Raw genomic sequence first — 17,483 nt, forward strand, 5'->3', positions numbered from 1 at the left:
GATCTGTACGGCTTTTATTATTGCTCAATTGGTCAATCTTTATTTGATCAGTTGTGCAATCAATGAATACGCAATGATGACCAAGAAAATAATCGTGATGTGGTTAATGGAGAAAATAAACATCTTATGTGACCATTTCTTGGTTTCTTTGCGATCGAAAGTTGCCACACTAAGAATAAGCCAAGCTAAACTTACCAGGAACGCAACAATGGCAATGAACGGACTCATCGGCCAGAACAAGAAGCTGGAGAATAATAACAATACCAGATAAACATTCGTCTGGATGTATGTCCGTCTGATTCCTTTTACGACAGGAAGCATGGGAACACCAGCAGCTTTGTATTCATCGAATCTCCGGATGGCAATGCCATAGAAGTGAGGCATCTGCCACAACAGCATGGTAACGACCAAAGCCCAAATTTCATAATGACCCAGCTCTGGTGAAATGGCTGCCCAACCGATGAGCGGAGGAACAGCGCCTGAAAGACTTCCGACTTCCGTATTATATACGGTTGTCCGCTTGGTCCACATCGTATACGGGAATACATACAGCAGCAATCCCAAAATACCGAATACGGCAGCCGAAGGGGAAGCGATGTACAACATGATGCCCCCGATTATCGTGATGGCAATACCGAGGATCAAACCTCTTTTGGTATCTACACGACCTGTTACTGTCGGACGTGTTTTGGTGCGTTCCATGATCGCATCAATATCCCGATCATACAAATTGTTAAACACCCCGGCTGCTCCGATGATCAGGGAAGACCCGATGACAGAGAGGATTATGGGTACAATATTCGCTAAAATGGATGCGTCAAATACATACAAAGCCAAGCTTAAACCGGCAAACATGGCAATCAGATTGGATTTGATGATTCCGATCTTGATCGTATCAAAAAATACTTTCGGAATCGAGCTATTATACTCCAGGCTGATTTCGGGCCGTGACCCTTTATTCAATGTTTTCAAGAACTCACTTCCTATATCTATACTTATATATCTCGTGGTTTTATTATAGCATTCAATGTAGTATGTGAATTAATTAACGATTTAGTATTTAAAATAATGTCATTTGATTGTGAACAATTTAAAAACACGGTTTTTTTCAATTGTTAAAAATGATTTTATGTGATACAGATCATAGATTCTGAATAGAGCTCATGACAAGAAAAATGAATATTCTTCTTGCATGTTTATTTTATTTTGGTTATTGTAGATATAAGGGGTCTTTAATAGTATTGAATTGATCTCTACTTGCATTTTTTTTATTAGAGAATAGCAGCAAGCGCAAGAAGGAACAAGGATGGATCTATTTTTTTGGAGAAATAAAAGATATTGAATATCTGGAAAGGGTGTTAAATATGGAACAACAGATGGATGTATTAATCATAGGGGGAGGGCCTGCGGGTCTCAATGCAGCACTTGTACTAGGCAGGGCCCGCAAAGAGGTGATCGTCATTGATGATGAACGTCCACGTAACTGGGTTACTCGTGAAACACATGGTTTTCTGACAAGAGATGGCGCCAGCCCCCGTGAGTTTCGGAAGGTTGCGAAAGAGCAGATCAGTGCTTATCCGTCCGTTCATCTTGTTGGGGACACAGTGACCTCAGTTACAGGAACCGATGGTGATTTTCAAGTTACAACGGCGCAAGGAGCTACCTATTCTACGAAGAAAGTTTTGTTCACCGTTGGGAAAAAGGACCTCCCACTGAATATTAACGGATTAACAGAGGTATATGGCAGGAGTGCTTTTGTCTGTCCTTATTGTGATGGTTGGGAGTTAAGAGATCAAACATTAGTCATCATTGTTAGTGGAGCCAAGGCGTATCACATGGCCAAAACGATCTCTGGCTGGACAAGCCAGTTTACCATATGTACCAATGGACCTGATGAACTAACAGACGAGCAGCGGGAGGAGTTGAAGCTGCATGGAGTTCCGGTATGGGATTCCCCGATTCAAACCATTGAATCCAGCGATGGGATGGTGCAGCAGGTTATATTGGAGGATGGCACCGAAATCCCGTGCACAGGAATTTTCTTTGGGCCGAAACTAACGGCTGGATCAGAACTGCCCCAGTCGATAGGCTGTGAAGTTACGGAAGCGGGTACAGTGGTTGTGGATGATTTCGGTAAAACGACCGTACCGGGAGTGTTCAGTGCTGGAGATGCGGCATCGGAAATGTATCAGGCCATTACTGCGGCATCCCTTGGTGCATTAACCGCTGTAACGATCAACAGTGAGCTAAATCTGGAAGCTTGGGATGAACGCGCTAAACATTTAAACCGATAGTAAACCGGCTTATCCGTTATATGAATGTTTGGAAATTTGCATAGAAGATACTATTAATAAAATTGATCAGATGAAAAAGGGGATTGCAAACGCAATCCCCTTTTTGTGTGCAGCAGAGCTTATCCGTCACTTAGTAGAATGGTTCCGACCATAGGGTTTGAAAATCCAAAATCATGAACCGATCTCTTGACAAAGAATTTTTTTTAACGCAATATAATGAATGAGCTTTATAAAGTATATAAATAAAGTGGTTTAATTAGTATTCTTGTGTTCATTTACTTTCAATTTATATGCAGGGAAGGGATCGATTTATGGCAACTTGGTTTCTTATCATTATCTACCTTGCGTTTATCAGTCTGGGGCTTCCTGACTCTCTGCTAGGTTCAGCTTGGCCAGTCATGTGGCCTGAACTTGGCGCTTCGTTTGGGTCAGCAGGAATTCTGTCGATGGTCGTTGCGGGAGGAACCATTGTTTCAAGCTTGGTAAGCGGCACGGTTATTCAAAAATGGGGAACAGGCATGGTTACGTTAATCAGCTGTTGCCTGACTGCCGGAGCGCTCCTTGGATTTTCCTTCGCACCTTCATTGGTATGGCTCGTTATTCTTGCCATTCCTCTGGGTCTAGGAGCCGGAGCCGTTGATGCTGCGCTGAATCATTATGTTGCTGAGCATTACAAAGCACACCATATGAACTGGCTGCACTGTTTCTGGGGTGTGGGCGCGACGATGGGTCCCATCATTATGTCGTATTACATTGCGGAACATCATTCCTGGAGAAGCGGGTACACAGCTGTAGCCGTCGTCCAGTGCTGTCTTGTCCTCATTTTGTTTGCAACATTGCCGTTGTGGAAGCGTGTTGCTGCAAGTCGGGAGAGTACGAATCTGAACAACGAATCAAATGATGTGCAGGCAAACAACACGATAGAACAGCGTGAGAACAGACCCGAACATAATGTATTGAAGATGAAGGGAGTCAAAAATTCACTGATCACATTTCTGTTTTATTGTGGCGTGGAGACAACGGTCGGTTTATGGGGAGCCAGCTATCTGGTAGGCGCAAGGAACATCTCGGCAGAAACGGCTGCGGGCTGGATCTCCTTATACTACGGGGGTATTACAATTGGCAGGTTAATTACGGGCTTTATCACGTTGAAAATAAAAAATCGGGTCTTAATTCTGGCAGGTCAAGTGACTGCCATTGTGGGTGGCATCATTTTATTGCTTCCATTATCCATTTCATTTGCACTGGCTGGATTTATGCTGATTGGTTTGGGGCTTGCACCCATCTATCCCGGGCTTCTTCATGAAACTCCAGCTCGATTCGGCAAAGCGAATTCTGCCCGATTAATGGGATACCAAATGGCACTGGCTTACACAGGAACCACATTGCTGCCTCCGCTTTTTGGCGTTCTTGCTGCGAAAACTAATATCGGCTTTTTCCCGCTGGTTGTACTTGTTTTCCTTATCGTGATGCTGGCCAGTTCAGAGCAAGTAAATCGTATTTTGAAAAAGAAGATTCTGAATGGATAGATAAAAAAGGGAGTGCTTAACATGCTATCATTAATATTGTTATGCTTAATTGTATATGTGGGGGCATATGCATGTCTGGCTGCGTCCAAACAGCCCATGGATGTAAAACCTGTGCGGTCGTTCGATGATTTCTTCGAGTAAGTGATGCGAATTCCATGTAAAGAATGATACACAAAAAAAGCGAGGATCAATTCTCGCTTTTTTTATTTTATTTTGAGGATAAACTTCACTCAGCTTCTATGACTTCTAATGGAAAACGCTTATCTTCATCCGCATCTTTCATTCCAATATTTACAATTCGTGGAACTGCTCGTATCATCCGTTAAGTAAAGAATCTCTGCAACATTGAATTGATAGCGCTATCACGAAAATTGGCCTAAATATAAGGGTTGACAGTGTTTTTCGAAACGGTTTTAATTATATAGACCGATTGTTATAATTTATTGAAGGATGTGGCTTTATTGAGTGAAAAGTCTAATGCTAGAGAGCTAATCGTCAGCACAGCAGCCAGACTGTTTTTTTCACAAGGATATCATGCGACCGGTCTAAATCAGATTATTAAGGAGAGCAGTACGCCGAAAGGCTCGTTATATCATTATTTCCCACATGGCAAGGAAGAGCTCGCTCACGAGTGCATTCAAAAAGCCAATGAAAACATTCTGCAGAAGTTTGAAGAATTGTTTGCTGCTCATGATAATACCGGGGATGCCATTCAGCAATTTATTCATGACTTGGCGGTTGAAACGGAAGCGGCAGGATTTACGGGTTTTCTTCCATTTAGTTTCTGGGCAGCCGTGGAAACCTCATGCATCAGTCAACAATTGCGAATTGCCTGTCAGGACGTGTTTGCAGGATGGCAGCAAATCATTACGAAACATCTGATTTTGGATGGTATAGGCGAAAAGAAAGCACAAGAGATGGGGCTTCTCGTCATTTCCTTAATGGAGGGCGCATTGATTATCAGCCTGACCAACCAGGACAAACAGCCTTTGCTGACGGCTGCTGATTATTTGTCCGTTGTGGCGAAGAATGCAAAAGAGAAGCAATAAGCTTCGTAAAGAGAGAAATAGAAATCGTCAGATTGTTTGAGGAGGATGGGATTGTGGAAGCTGCCATGAAGGCTGGTTCTGTAAAGGATCAACAAGAAACAAAACAATATAAAGTATTTCCGATTTTATTCGCCATGCTGCTCAGCGGCTTTATTGGTCTGTTTGGTGAAACGGCACTAAATGTGGCATTGACACCGCTTATGGGATTGCTCGAAGTGGGACCAACTACCATTCAATGGTTAACGACAGGTTATCTGCTCGTTTTGGGTATTTTGGTGCCGGTTTCCGGTATGCTGTTACAATGGTTTTCAACGAGACAGTTGTTCACAACTTCTCTGATTTTTTCGATTGCAGGAACGCTAGTTGCTGCTATTGCACCGAGTTTTGAAGTTCTGTTGGTGGCACGGGTATTGCAAGCTGTAGGTACAGCTCTGTTACTGCCACTAATGTTCAACACCATATTGGTAATCTTCCCGATTGAAAAACGTGGCGCTGCCATGGGATTGATCGGTTTGGTTATCATGTTTGCACCAGCAAGTGGTCCGAGTATCTCGGGTCTGATTCTGGCCAATCTGAGCTGGCACTGGATCTTCTGGATCTCCTTGCCGTTCTTCATTATTTCATTGGTATGCGGCTTGCTGTTTTTACCGAATATTTCGAATTTGACCAAGCCCAAAATTGATGTTCTTTCCATTGTGCTTTCCACACTTGGTTTTGGTGGTATCGTGTACGGATTCAGTAGTGCAGGAGGACATGGGGATAGTGGCGGTGGCTGGACCAGTCCAATCGTTGTAGCCACACTGGTAATTGGAGTATTATCTTTGCTGCTGTTCAGCATCCGTCAATTGAGAATGAAACAGCCGATGATGGATCTGCGGGCATTCAAATATCCAATGTTTACAGTCGGCTTGATTCTGATTTTCCTTTGTATGATGATGATGTTGTCATCCATGCTGATCCTGCCGATGTACCTGCAACAAGGTATGGCGGTTACGGCACTGACTGCCGGTCTGGTACTGCTTCCGGGCAGCTTGCTGAATGGATTCTTGTCCCCGGTTATGGGTCGTCTGTTTGACAAGTTCGGTCCAAAATGGCTTGTGATTATTGGTCTTGCGATTGTGACAGTTGTACTCTTCATGTACACAGGAATTACTCCAACAACAACTCTGACCAAAATTATTACGCTGCATGTATTCATGATGATTGGGATTTCGATGATTATGATGCCTGCACAAACCAACGGCTTGAATCAATTGCCACCTGCTTTCTACCCACACGGAACGGCGATTATGAATACATTGCAGCAGGTATCAGGAGCTATTGGTACAGCTGTTGCGGTAAGTATACTGAGCGCAGGTCAGACCCGCTTCTTGAGCGGTGTAACGAACCCTGAAAGTCCAGAGAATCAATTGGCTGGTTTTACATCCGGTGTACAAAATGCATTTATCTTCGCAATGGTTCTTGCGATCATTGGACTGATCATTTCACTTTTCGTGAAACGAGTTAAGGTTGGTGCTCAGCAGGGTCAACAAGGTCCTATGCATTAATTAAAAGTCATATGAGAAATGAAACGGTGCTCTCTCTTCAATAGAGGGGGCGCCGTTTTTTTGTACCTTGACATGAAACGGGTTCCATCCATTAAAGTGAAATTAAACCTGCCAGGTGAGTAGAGCATTTATCAAACCTACAGCAAGCTGAAGCGGACTTGAACGCGTCTCAAGTTCCTTAGAAAATGGTAAACCCATTCCCCAGGATATGAAGACAGCCTCTGGAATAAATCTCGATGTTGGAAGCAAATAGTTCATGATCTGATGAAATTGTATATGTTCATATGGAATTTTAAAGTTAATATAGAGAGTAGATTAATGATAACGAATAGAAGAAAACGTTTTAGAGTGTATTTTATAAGCAAGGAGACGTCTTTATGAGAATCGTTAAATCTATACCTGCGAATATAAAACAGTTGCTAGATCGCTATGAAAAAAACGGTCATCTGACTATGCAAGCTTCGCTAATGGGAAAGCAGTCGGTTGTCTATCGTATACAAGATTACTGCCTTAAGATATATACGCCTCGCGGAAAGGTGAATGGAGAATTGGAGTGTGAAGCGCTCTTGTCATTGCAAAACAATCGTCATGTTCCCGAATTGTATGCGTACGCTGCTGGGAATTTTGTGCTGACAGAATGGATTGAGGGATTCAATCTGGGACAGTATCGGGCAACATACGGAGACATACCGCGCAACCTGATATATGATATGTTTTCAACAGAACTTCAGCAGATTCAGGCCGGTTATCTCGATTGGGATGTCATACGATATGAGAATTTGTTATGGACGGCAACAGGAGAGGTCAAGCGAACTGATTTTTGGCTGTGTGAGCCTGTCAGCTGCATGCGTATTCGAGAGCGATTACAACAAGAGATTTTTCGAAAGACTGAGCGGATATACAGCGGTGATGGTGCTAACATGGAGGAGGTTATGCATTATCTTGATCGACACGGTCTAACGAGCATTGAGGTTCAGGAGGCATTGGCACATTTCAGATTGCAAACACCAAGAATGGCATTAGCACAGTGAAACCTCTAACCCAAAATAAAATACCCCTGACGATACCAGAATCGTTAGGGGTATTTTTGCAAATGAACTGTACAGCCAGTTTGGCATTTCTTCAGGGAATCTACTTCTTAACCAGTTCCAATATTTCATTGGCAACAAGATCCGGATGATATTGATGAATATAGTGCTCGGTATCTTTAACGGTCTCATGTTTGGAGTGTTCCGACCAGGAAGTAAATTCAGCTTGGGTTTTATCCCATATAGGCTCACTGGCTCCAAAGTAATCCGCTGTCAGTATGGTAAGCGGAAACGGGAAGGGCTTTTTGTTGTCGACGACAACCTCGGCATTGGCTGTCATTTCACGTAATTCATCCACGGTGTTCGCATTCCCATAGTTAAGCAGTAGAGCCGTTGTATCTATTTTCTTCAGATTATCTGGTACGAACTTCAGACCGTTGCGATTGGCATTGGAGGCTTCCAAAACAGCGTCAGACTGTAAGGTCAACCGAAACAAACCGGTTTTGATCCGGAATTGGTTCATGAAGCCACCAATCACACTTGACATATCGTCAGTGTCATTGGCGTAATATTCCGGACTTCCTCCATCCACCATGACAATACCTTGTACTTCATCCGGATACTTTTGCGCAAACCGGAGTGTTTCCAGCGAACCGAGGGAGTGACCTACCAAGACGTATGGTGGCTTTTGCCCAGATACCTCTAATAACTCATGCAATTCATCTGCCACGGTATCGACATCGCGTTTCTTATCGGTCATATCGCTATAACCATAGCCAAAGCGATCGTAAACCGCAAATTTCGTATAAGGTGCCAGCTTTTCATAGAGCGGATAATAATCCACATAAGGATCAGCTGTGCCCCATCCGGATGCAAGGACAACAGTTACATCTCCTTGACCACCCGTATATAAATGCATATTGTCTCCATGTATACTGTAGAGCTTGCCAGGGGGGATAAATGTTTTCAGATCCTGACGGGTACTTACTTGCTGATAGATCATACCTGTACACAGTAGGAGAAGTACAGCCACAGCCCCGAATATAAACGTCTTAAATAATCTTCTGCGAAATTTTTTCATTATCTCTCACATACTCTCTCTGTATTTTCTCTATCATATATGCCCAATCTTATTGGGGAGAAAACAGAGACTTAATTCCATCTTAATTATTTTTCACCCGATATAATTGGATGAAATGTATATTTCTCAGAATTGATTGATAGCCAAAGGCGGCACTGTTGATATATTATACCGATATGAGGAATAGAAAGGGCGAGGAAGCAGAACGTGCTTATAAATGTAAGCGCTATCTTAACGAACGCCTTAGCTGCACATTGTAAAAAAGGGGGCATCGCGATGAAAGTATTGATTGCGGATGACGACGATTATACAAGAGAAGGGCTAGTGGAGGCTATCGACTGGAAGAGCTTTGGTGTACATGAGGTGCTTCAGGTCGAGGATGGAGCCAAGGCTTTGCGTATAGCAACCGCTCAAAGGCCTGAGATTGTCATTACGGATATACGGATGCCAAAGCTGAATGGTATCGAATTTGCTGAACAGTTCGTGGCAGTCTGTCCGGATAGCAAGCTGTTATTCATGAGCGGGTATATGGACGTGGCTTATCTGAAAAGTGCGATACAGCTCTCGGCTGTCGATTATGTGGAGAAGCCAATCAAGCTGCCGGAGATGGAGAATGCCATTCAGAAGACAGTACATTATATCGCTGAACGGAGGGCACAGCATTTGCTGCTGGATCAGAAGATGGATTTGGAGCGTGTGAAGCTGGCTAATGCTTTGAGAACACAGTCCCACCAAGCTGATGAACTTAGGCGTAAAGCTCAGGAGATCGGTTATCCGATACATGCGAGCTATGTATGTCTGATCATATCTCAGTTCAATAAAGAAATGCCAGTTGATGCTGTCAACATCCAGAACTATTGGGAACAACATAACTTTGCTACCATCGCCGAGCAATTGGATTATGACCGTTTGCTGCTTGTCGTGTCACTGCCCCGACCGGATGATGAGATGGTGAGGGTACTGGCACAAACGCTATGCAGGGAGTACAGCGAACTTCGTATTGCAGCTGGTCAGGTAGTGGCCGGACTGGAGGAAGTATCCAGAAGTTTCCGCGAAGCGGTACTGGCCATGGAACGTGTTTTTTTCAAGCCAGATCTGTGTTACTTCAAATATGATTCGGTGAATTACGCACCACAAGGGCTCAGAAGTGACATATATCCTGAATTCTACCGGTTGTTGAAGCAGGAACCGGAAGGATTGATCAACTGGATGGAGACGTTCTGTAACAGAGTGCTGGCAGAAGGGGAACTGGCAAGAGAAAGAGTTCTGTCCATGTGTGTCACGTTTGCCAATGCGCTGTTCAAGGAGAGGAATGGTGTACTGATCCGCACGGGGAGCATGGTTCAGATTCAAGATGTGGAGAAGCAGTTGAACGAATGCCGTACGATGCTTGAGGTGAAGGATCACATGCTTGAGCTATGTTATGCATATCAGGAGGAGTTCACACGGATATCGCCATATTCGGGCTTGATTCGTAATGTGATGAACTATATTTCTGAGCATTGCAGTGATGTAGACCTGGATGTGCGTGAGATTGCAGACCATGTGCACTTATCCACCGCCCATCTTGGTGTTCTGTTCAAGCAGGAGACAGGAACTACGATTAAGCAGTATCTGAATGACTATCGGTTGGAGCTTGCCAAGAAGCTTATTCTTGAGGAGCACTTCAAAATGATCGATATTTCGAAAATGTCCGGTTATGCCAGTGCAGGATATTTTGCCAAGGTGTTTAAGGCTGCTACGGGCGTAACGCCTGTGGAATATCGAAAGAAGTTCTCCAAATGAGGGCTCTGAAGTGGTTGGGCAATCTATCTCTGCAAAAAAAGCTGGTCATTCTGCTGGCACTCGCAGGCATTATTCCGCTGATGATTACGTTCTCAACTACATACGGCGAACTTCGTAATACTGTAATCACCGGACAGAACTATGCAGCCAACCAAAGTTTTGACCAAACTTTATCACTGCTGTCCAGCAAATTCTCCCACATTGAGGAAGTGTCGTCGATGATTACGATTGACGAGCAGATCAATGCGGTGTTCTCCAAGGACCCGGAGGGCATGCAGGTGTCGGAGCAGCTGTCCGCCTTTGAACGGATCACCGACTATACACGTATTCTTCAGACAAACTCTGAGATTAACGGGATCGTATATTATATTAATGATGACTTCGTCATTACAGGTCCACACGCAACGATGTATCGTCCATATGCACAGGTGTCGTCCAAGCCGTGGGTAAAAAGGATCGTTGCAGGGGGCGGCGAAGCGGTGTGGGTGATGATGAAAGATGAGGGTGCCACATCGTCCGTTAGTTATTTAGCCCTCGGAAGAGTGCTGTGGAATATTAACGACTATTCAGAGCCTGTAGGCATCGTAACGCTGCGTGTGGAGTTGCCCCAGCTTCAGCCTTATATCATGAATTCAGCTATGGAGCAGCTGGTCTACTTGGATACGGATGAGGGAGAAGTGGTAATCAGCAATGGACATGCGGAGCTGGAACAACGAAGTGGATACAGTTCTCAGGTGAGCCGAAATCAGTTTGAAGAAGTCAAAGTGGGTGACTCCTCTTATATCGTCCGAGATTCGAGAGTTGGATCCAGCAATCTGTTCCTGCACTCCGTTATATCTCCGGATACGGCAGCTACAGCCGTTAATCAGGTGAGAAACAAGGTTCTCCTCGTTTACTTGCTAGTCTGCCTGGCTCTACTCGTATGCATCATCCCGGTGACGAAATCCATTACCAGTCGCATCTTCTTGCTTATGAACAGAATGAGCCAGGTTCGGCAAGGCAGATTAAACACGCTGGATATTGCCAACAGGGAGGACGAAGTAGGTCACCTGGTATCAAGCTACAATTATATGATTAACAGTGTCAGGGAACTAATGGACAATCAATACAGACTTGGACAAGAAAAGAAAGGGGCAGAACTGCGGGCATTGCAGTCCCAGATTAACCCTCATTTTTTGTATAATACGCTGGATATGATCGTTTGGATGGCCCAGAAAGAAGAGAAGCAGAACGTTCAGCAGGTCATTTACGCCCTCTCTGACTATTACAAGTTGATTCTGAATAAAGGGGAAGACTTTGTAACACTGAGAGATGAGCTGCGGTTATCCGAGATCTATGTAAGCATTCAGCAAAAAAGATTCAAAGGCAAGATCCAATTCGATGTACACGTAGACGAGGAGATCATGGAATGTATGCTGCCCAAAATTACGCTACAGCCTTTGGTTGAGAACGCGATTGTACACGGTATTCTGGAAAAGCCCGAGGGTCATGGCATCATTACAATTACGGGAGGCATAGAGGAGGGGCGAGTACGGATCGTAGTCACTGACGATGGCCCTGGCTTAGAGCAATCCCCCTCTCGGCAACACCGCCATCAAGGGAGCGGATACGGCGTACATAACATCCGCAAACGACTGGAGTTTTATTATAATGAAACGGATGGGATACATTATGAATCAGTTCAGGGTAGAGGCACAAGTGTAATTATCAATATTCCCATGGTTTTTCGGGTTACACATGAATTGAAGCAAGCTAGTACATGATTTTGATGAGAAAAATCGTGATAACTTTGGATTCCGTAAACGAAGCAAACGACGGCAGCCTTTCCGTGAATAGGATGAGATCATGGCGACAGGTATTTCTACCTGTCGCTTTTGTTTTGCATTTTCATCGAAAAGTACCAGAAATCTTGTGAAATTCGAATAGTGGAGAGGTAGTATGCCGGACTACAATAGGAAGCAAGGAGAGGGTGATACGATGGCAGAACCAAATATAGCAATGACAAAAGCGCTCAAACAGAGGAAAAGGCGCTTTGCAGACCTGAGGGAACACAAAACCTATTATATTATGCTGATTCCCCTGGTCGTGTTTTTCACCTTATTCAGCTACCTTCCCATGGCGGGTCTCTACAATGCGTTTACCGATTATGACTTTAGCAAGGGGTTGTTCAGTCCGTTTGTTGGGTTGAAAAATTTTGAGTTCCTGTTCAGAGGAGGCTGGGATTCAATTGTCTGGAAATTGACTCGCAATACGCTGCTCTATAATGTGGCCTTCATTGTGCTCGGCAACATTTGTCAGATCGCCATGGCTGTCCTGCTTAGGGAACTGACATTCAAGAAATTCATGAAAACCTCGCAGACGCTGATGTTCATGCCTTACTTCGTCTCGATGGTTGTGGTTGGCTCCATTGTATACAATCTGTTCAACTACAAGTATGGTGTGTTTAACAACGTTTTTACGTCATTGGGTTTGGAGCGCTTTGACTTCTACCAGTCACCTGAGGCCTGGCCGTTCATTATCGTCATTATCGAAATCTGGAAGGGGCTGGGGTACGGGACGGTCATCTATTTAGCATCCATTATGGGCATTGATGAAAGCGTATACGAAGCAGCGTATGTCGATGGCGCCAGCAAGTGGCAACGGATTCGGTACATTACACTGCCGCTTTTGAAACCGACGGTTATCATCCTGGTTTTGTTTGCTATCGGAGGAATTATGAGGGGGCAGTTCGATCTGTTCTGGAACATAATCGGTAACAACGGACTGCTGCTGAATGCAACCGACATAATCGATACGTATGTATACCGTTCATTAACGGTGAATTTCAGTCTTGGACTGGGGACAGCGGCAGGACTATATCAATCGATGTTCGGATTGGTACTTGTTGTGACGGTAAATGCAATTGTGCGTAAAGTGGATCGTGAAAATTCTTTATTTTAATTATCAACGGAATAGGAGGAAGCTTGATGGCACAACTTGCAGCAACATCTGACAAGAAGAAGTTAAAAGTGGATGCAAGCTCGAAAATATTCGATGTTATGGCTGTGGTCATTGTTGGCTTGGTCGCACTAATCTGCGTCGCTCCATTTATCCTGATGCTGTCAGGTTCACTGAGTGATGAATCCAAAATTGTAGTGAACGGCTACTCACTGCTGCCCCAGGATTTCACATTGGATGCGTACAAAATTGTTTTCACGACCTTGGGAGGGGAAATTGGGAGGGCGTATCTCGTGACAATCTATGTTACGGTGCTGGGCACGTTACTTGGATTATTGACAACGTCCATGAGCGGATTCATTCTATCCCGTCCGGATTTTAAGCACCGGGACAAGGTGGCCTTCTTTATCTATTTTACCACGCTGTTCAGCGGCGGACTGATTCCCACCTACCTGGTGGTTGCCAATGTGCTGCATCTCAATCATACGTTGTGGGCGATCATTCTTCCGGGTATGCTCTCTCCATTTAATGTGTTCCTGTTCCGCAATTATGTCAAAAGCATTCCCAATTCCTTGATGGAGTCAGCACGAATCGACGGGGCAGGTGATTTCAGAATCTATTGGCAGATTGTTCTTCCACTCTCGAAGCCTGTTAGTGCAACAATCGGACTGTTCCTTGGACTGGGTTACTGGAATAACTGGTTTGGTTATAGTTTGTACTTGATTTCGGATCAGGAGAAATGGGGATTGCAGTATCTGCTTTATCGTATGTTATCCCGTGTGACGGATGCTGTCAGGGATGCTCAGATTGTTGTGGATCAACTGCCAAGTGAGACGATGAAGCTGGCAACCACCATGCTGGTAACGGGTCCCATTATACTATTGTATCCGTATATGCAGCGTCATTTTGTGAGCGGTCTGATTGTTGGAGGCGTGAAGGGATAATGATTATGGTTTTACACGATCAGGATATGGTGAAAGGCTGCCACTGGTCGCTCCACATACAAAAATATCATCATAATGGAGGGGATTGTTTTGAAAGCGTTACATATTAAAAAATCACTTCTGTCCTGTCTCATGCTATTCACGGTTATCCTTTCTGCATGTTCGAATGGGGGTTCGGACAAAGGTGCTGCCGAAGGTTCAGGCACTACGACATCCGATGGCAAGGCGATTGTGCAATTGAAGGGGATCACAATGGGGAATGCTCCCGCCAGTGGCATGGACAACTTTTACAAGCAACTGGATGAGTTAACGATTAAGGATCTGGGGGCAACGATCCGGTTTGACTTTGTGCCTTGGGGAGACGAAAAGAATCAGATCAGCAGAGCTATCGCCGCGAAGGAATACGACGTTTATGTAGGCGGCGCCTGGTCGGACTTTGCATCGTTCGCCACCAAGAATGCATTTGCGAATCTGACCCCACTGCTTGGAGATGTGCCTGATCTGGTGGAGCATTATAAAGGTACTCTGGATACCGTAAAAATTAACAACAGCCTCTACGGCATTCCACAATACAATAAGCCCGGAGGCGGCGGAGAAGGCCTGCTGTTCCGAGAAGATCTGCGCAAAGCGTGGGGATTACCGGAAATTACAGATCTGGATACCGTAGAACAATATCTTTACAAAGCCAAAGAAGCTTATCCAGACACACCGATGATTAATGACAAGCGGTTTGCGGATAACGTCTGGACTCTGGTTGCTGGTTCCAAATATCTGGATCTGGTAAAAGGGTACGTTGTTGCCAATGTGGATGAGCCATACAAGGCGATCAGCATGTACGACACACCTGAATATAAACAGGTGCTGGAGCGGTCCAAAAAGTGGTATGAAGATGGCATTGTGAGCCACGATATCCTGGCTGCTCAAGGCAATGCGACAAGCGAAACGCTGGAATTGATGAAAGCCGACAAAAAGCCGCTTGAATTTAACAACCACTTTGGCGCTGTCAGCAGCAGTTATGTTGGTGCACTGAAAGAGCTTCATCCTGATTTTGAGTATGGCTGGTTTGATTATTATTTCAACAATATTCCGGCTTACATGCCGTTCATGGCACCGGATAATATCACCATGATCTCCATCGGTGCTCACTCTAAGCACGTCGAAACGGCTCTGAAGCTTATCGAAAAGGCTCACACCGATCGAACGTACTACAATCTGTTGCAGTACGGGGTTGAAGGAGAGAATTACAAGCTGGATGGCGAATTCGTTAGCTATGAAGGCATCAAATCGGAGAACAAAAAGCCAGGCTGGACCGGGCTCTATGATGGATATATGAACCTGCAGGAGAAGTATCCGGACGAATGGCAAGCCATTAACGATAAATTGCAGAATGAAGGCGCCAAGAAAGCGGAAGAGAATGGTCAAAGTCCACTGGCCGGATTCGGGCTTGCCACATCTAACGTGGCTGCAGAGCTTGCAAGCATGGAGACAGTTAAATCGCAGTATATCGTTCCGCTGTCAGTGGGCATTACCAAGGATATTGATGCCGATCTTGCCAATGTGAAGAAACAGCTGGAAGGCGCCGGATTCGACAAGTTTATGGCTGAATTACAGGTTCAACTGGATGCTTTTGCAGCAAACAAAAAGTAATAGACTCCGATTAGGTAGAATCGTGGATACAACTGAACGAATCCATTATATAAGTACCAATGTACCTGTAGACCCCATGATACTCCGGGGTCTACACCTATATCATAGCTGGAGGAACGCTTGTGAAGCCAATCATCTGTTATCCCCTGATTCAGGAAATTCCCCAATCTCAAGATTACATTATTCGTATTCGTGAGGCTGGCAATGACGGACCGTGGTCTGATGTAAAGGTGTACGGAGTGAAGGTTGATATGCACCATGTGCGGCAGGCCAGTATGGCTTATTTTGATATGGGTGTTCCTGTTGAATTGGAAATTGAATGCAAGTACACGGAGGTGCAGACTGTTGATATTCGGCCTTTATCTCATGACATCCAATCACAGATTGAAGGCAATATGATCTCATTTGAACTGAAAGAACCTCTTAAGTTATCCATTGAGGTGAATGGTGAACGATTTTGTAATCTGCATCTGTTCGGGAACGAGCTGGAGACCAATGCTCCAAGTATGGATGATCCATGTGTTCACGTCATACAACCCGGCATCCATCGTACGGAATGGCTGGAGACAGAGGCTAAAATACTCTATTTTGCACCAGGTATGCATTACATTGAAGAAACCATCCTACGCATTCCATCGGGCAAGACGGTCTATATTAATGGCGGTGCTGCTGTCGCCGGCTCTTTCGTCTGTGATCAGGTTCAGAACGTTACAATCCGAGGGCGAGGTATGATCTATTTAGCAGACTTTCATCGCTTCTCTGCATTCCGAGGAGTTCGGTTGATGCATTCGAAACGGATTGCCATTGAAGGCATTATGATCATCGACGTGCCGCATTACAGTGTCTACATCGGGAGCTCACATTACGTGTCCATCAGAGGTATCAAGTCATTCAGCACACGGGGCTGGTCGGATGGTATTGATATCATGTCCAGCTCGGATATTGAGATCGAACATGTTTTTATGCGCAACTCGGATGATTGTATCGCGATCTATGGCAGCCGATGGGGCTACCGCGGTGACTCGCGTCGTATCCGGGTTAGACATGCAGTGCTGTGGGCTGATGTGGCACATCCACTTATGATTGGCACTCACGGGGACTACGAGGCGAACGGTGATGTGATTGAGGATATTCGATACGAAAATATCGACATTCTGGAACATCACGAGCCACAACCCAACTATTGGGGAGCCATGGCTATTAATGCGGGCGATCATAATACCGTGCGAAACGTTGTCTATTCGCAGATCAGAGTGGAAACTTTTGAGCAGGGTCAGCTTTTCGATCTGCGTGTGATTCGGAACAAGGATTATAATCCCGCTCCTGGTCGGCGGATTGAACACATTTTATTTGAGGATATCGAGTATGCAGGCGGGTCGCTGAATCCTTCCCGAATCCATGGTTATGACAATGAGCGCAGTATCGAAGGAGTAACGTTTAATAATCTGACGATTGCAGGTCAACGTGTGGACAGCCCGGATCATCCAGCGATTGAAATAAACGATTATGTACGTGGCATCACATTCCGCTAATGAATGTTCATTAGAAGAAAATGCGGACGTAAACAGGAAAGGGGGGATGTGTAATTTCAATGTCTGGCACAAGCGGGCTTCAAGGCAAGAACATCGAATTCCATGAAAAT

General features: G+C 44.8%; 13 protein-coding genes. 11 read left to right on the forward strand and 2 right to left on the reverse strand.

The genetic code is table 11. From position 1 onward, the window contains the following. Positions 1-39: 39 nt before the first annotated feature. Positions 40-972, reverse strand: a complete 933-nt coding sequence (cyoE, locus tag MHB49_RS14795) for a heme o synthase (protein WP_405156643.1) — start codon at positions 970-972, stop codon at positions 40-42. Between the two features lie 392 nt (positions 973-1,364). Here cyoE and MHB49_RS14800 point away from each other — a divergent pair, with 392 nt between their 5' ends. From MHB49_RS14800 to MHB49_RS14820, 5 genes are all read left to right on the forward strand, one after another. After that, positions 1,365-2,294: an NAD(P)/FAD-dependent oxidoreductase gene (locus MHB49_RS14800; RefSeq protein WP_405156644.1), complete on the forward strand. Its 930-nt coding sequence runs from the start codon at positions 1,365-1,367 to the stop codon at positions 2,292-2,294. Positions 2,295-2,605: 311 nt separating this feature from the next. Continuing rightward, the gene (locus MHB49_RS14805; RefSeq protein WP_405156645.1) at positions 2,606-3,823 is read left to right on the forward strand and encodes an MFS transporter; all 1,218 of its coding nucleotides are present in this window, start codon (positions 2,606-2,608) and stop codon (positions 3,821-3,823) included. Positions 3,824-4,284: 461 nt separating this feature from the next. Further along, on the forward strand, positions 4,285-4,872 hold the full coding sequence (locus MHB49_RS14810; protein WP_405156646.1) for a TetR/AcrR family transcriptional regulator: 588 nt from the start codon (positions 4,285-4,287) through the stop codon (positions 4,870-4,872). 65 nt (positions 4,873-4,937) lie between these two features. Further along, complete coding sequence (locus MHB49_RS14815) at positions 4,938-6,419, forward strand: DHA2 family efflux MFS transporter permease subunit (protein ID WP_247903153.1); 1,482 nt, start codon at positions 4,938-4,940, stop codon at positions 6,417-6,419. 377 nt (positions 6,420-6,796) lie between these two features. Then, a complete protein-coding gene (locus tag MHB49_RS14820; RefSeq protein ID WP_405156647.1) occupies positions 6,797-7,450 on the forward strand; it encodes a hypothetical protein in 654 nt (217 codons plus the stop codon). A 100-nt stretch (positions 7,451-7,550) separates the two neighbouring features. Here MHB49_RS14820 and MHB49_RS14825 read toward each other — a convergent pair whose 3' ends face one another. After that, positions 7,551-8,528 (reverse strand): alpha/beta fold hydrolase, encoded by a 978-nt coding sequence (locus tag MHB49_RS14825; protein ID WP_405156648.1) that lies wholly within the window; start codon positions 8,526-8,528, stop codon positions 7,551-7,553. 276 nt (positions 8,529-8,804) lie between these two features. Here MHB49_RS14825 and MHB49_RS14830 point away from each other — a divergent pair, with 276 nt between their 5' ends. From MHB49_RS14830 to MHB49_RS14855, 6 genes are all read left to right on the forward strand, one after another. Beyond that, positions 8,805-10,313, forward strand: coding sequence for a response regulator (locus MHB49_RS14830; RefSeq protein WP_405156649.1), 1,509 nt, complete (start codon positions 8,805-8,807; stop codon positions 10,311-10,313). Further along, positions 10,310-12,076, forward strand: a complete 1,767-nt coding sequence (locus tag MHB49_RS14835; RefSeq protein WP_405156650.1) for a sensor histidine kinase — start codon at positions 10,310-10,312, stop codon at positions 12,074-12,076. Before MHB49_RS14830 ends, MHB49_RS14835 begins: the two co-directional genes overlap by 4 nt. A gap of 214 nt (positions 12,077-12,290) precedes the next feature. Beyond that, the gene (locus MHB49_RS14840; RefSeq protein WP_247902605.1) at positions 12,291-13,253 is read left to right on the forward strand and encodes a sugar ABC transporter permease; all 963 of its coding nucleotides are present in this window, start codon (positions 12,291-12,293) and stop codon (positions 13,251-13,253) included. Between the two features lie 26 nt (positions 13,254-13,279). Beyond that, complete coding sequence (locus MHB49_RS14845; protein ID WP_247902606.1) at positions 13,280-14,194, forward strand: carbohydrate ABC transporter permease; 915 nt, start codon at positions 13,280-13,282, stop codon at positions 14,192-14,194. Between the two features lie 90 nt (positions 14,195-14,284). Next, on the forward strand, positions 14,285-15,841 hold the full coding sequence (locus MHB49_RS14850) for an ABC transporter substrate-binding protein (protein ID WP_405156651.1): 1,557 nt from the start codon (positions 14,285-14,287) through the stop codon (positions 15,839-15,841). A gap of 122 nt (positions 15,842-15,963) precedes the next feature. Next, positions 15,964-17,373, forward strand: a complete 1,410-nt coding sequence (locus MHB49_RS14855; RefSeq protein ID WP_405156652.1) for a glycosyl hydrolase family 28 protein — start codon at positions 15,964-15,966, stop codon at positions 17,371-17,373. Positions 17,374-17,483 lie beyond the last annotated feature (110 nt).

The organism is Paenibacillus sp. FSL K6-0108, from assembly GCF_045040695.1.
Classification (GTDB): Bacteria; Bacillota; Bacilli; order Paenibacillales; family Paenibacillaceae; genus Paenibacillus; species Paenibacillus pabuli_B.